Annotated in this window: 2 protein-coding genes; both read right to left on the reverse strand. The window is 54.4% G+C overall.

Translation table 11 applies throughout. The features are described from left to right. Nucleotides 1-42: 42 nt before the first annotated feature. Nucleotides 43-579, reverse strand: coding sequence for a hypothetical protein (locus QP965_RS11420; RefSeq protein ID WP_284844969.1), 537 nt, complete (start codon nt 577-579; stop codon nt 43-45). Beyond that, nucleotides 524-817, reverse strand: coding sequence for a hypothetical protein (locus QP965_RS11620; protein WP_502869820.1), 294 nt, complete (start codon nt 815-817; stop codon nt 524-526). The genes QP965_RS11420 and QP965_RS11620 overlap by 56 nt, the downstream gene beginning before the upstream one ends. Nucleotides 818-1,080 lie beyond the last annotated feature (263 nt).

Below are 1,080 nucleotides of genomic sequence, written 5' to 3' on the forward strand. Positions count from 1 at the left end.
TTCAGTGACACCGTAGTCATTATCGGTGAAACTCCTTCTAGATCAGAGCCTCACACACAAACTTCCTGACACCCTCTTTAGGCGTAGCTCCAGCATCTCCCCCGGCCTCAGCCCGCTATACAGCAAAATAAGCGGGGCGTGCTGTAACCAATCAGGAAACGCCTTCACTATGGCGTTTGCTTCATCGTTGGTAAACACCGCTTCATCCCTGTTTCCGGGTTGCGGTTTGCGCATCTTCACACCAGATACAGGGTTGGAATCAATCAGTTGAAGCTCATTCTTTGCCCAGTTGAAAGCAGTCACAAGACGCTTATGCGCGTAGTAACAAGCATGGTAGCCGTCTGCCCCATACGGCCATATTGCCAGCATCTGCTCTACCCACAAACGCACCCGCTGCCTATCTACATCCACCACGCGAACATCCTTCAGGCTGTCCAGCTCCCCCGGTATCGACGGGCATAAGGCACGCAATTCAAGTTTCTTGCGGTGAGTGCGCCGCGTAGGTTCCTTCAGGTTGTTTGCCCTAGAAAGCCAATCGTCTACAAGCTCCCCCACGGTCATGCTGTTGGCCTCTTCCACGAGGGCGCCGGGCCTCTTCTTCCTTGCGCTGCTTTGGTGGCGTCCAGGTGCCTAGGTCAATCAGGCGGCGTTCCTCCGCTAGCCAACCTTCCGCACCAATCTTTGGGGGGAAGGAATGCCCAGGGGTGTGTATGCGACCATCCGGCCCGGTGTATTCCGCATAGACGCGCTTGCCCTTAACCGACAACTTGCCGAATGCCTGGCGCGTGCGCTCAGCCTTCCTCCGTGCCATTGCCATGCCTTCCACAACGAGGGAGAGGGACTAGGGAATCTTCCCGATTCATTCCCTAGTCCTTCCCTAATCAGTGTTATCTAGTGACAACTCATGGCCACCTGTGGGAACACAGTATCACGCCAATGACTGAAGTGCCCCGAGTTTTGTTCCTAGGCATTTGCCTTGATTTCTATTATTTCTTGCGGCGGGTTCTGCTTCCAAAAATCGGTTTCCACTTCGACTGGGGTTCGGTATCCCAAGCTTTGGTGAAGCCTCATCTCGTTCCA

Source organism: Corynebacterium sp. MSK074 (genome assembly GCF_030229735.1).
Lineage (GTDB): Bacteria > Actinomycetota > Actinomycetes > Mycobacteriales > Mycobacteriaceae > Corynebacterium.

What these genes read in the sequence shown, in the direction of transcription:
- QP965_RS11620 (WP_502869820.1), bottom strand. Translation starts at nt 817, where the DNA reads ATGGCAATGGCACGGAGGAAGGCTGAGCGCACGCGCCAGGCATTCGGC.